The sequence below is a fragment of the Enterobacter cloacae complex sp.6700776 genome, from assembly GCF_048284255.1.
Lineage (GTDB): Bacteria > Pseudomonadota > Gammaproteobacteria > Enterobacterales > Enterobacteriaceae > Enterobacter > Enterobacter intestinihominis.
On sequence record NZ_JBLVYK010000166.1, the window covers coordinates 1 to 304 of the forward strand.

1 protein-coding gene is annotated in these 304 nt (G+C 44.7%); it reads left to right on the plus strand.

The genetic code is table 11. The annotated features are described in order from the left end of the window. On the plus strand, positions 1 to 304 hold a 304-nt coding region (locus ACNQ0T_RS23730; RefSeq protein ID WP_417930445.1), incomplete at both ends, for an amino acid--tRNA ligase-related protein.

Consider the following 304-nt stretch of genomic DNA (forward strand, 5'->3'; position numbering starts at 1 on the left):
GCTGAACGGCGAAGCTTATGCGACTGCATTAAGCAAAATCTACACCTTTGGTCCAACTTTCCGTGCTGAAAACTCCAACACCAGCCGCCACTTGGCTGAATTCTGGATGTTAGAGCCTGAAGTTGCATTTGCTAACTTAGATGACATCGCGGGTCTGGCTGAAAAAATGCTGAAATATGCATTCAAAGCAGCATTAACTGAACGTCGTGATGACCTTGAATTCTTTGCTGAGCGTGTCGATAAAGACGTGATTAACCGTCTGGAACGTTTTGTGAATCCTGATTTTGCGCAAGTTGACTATACC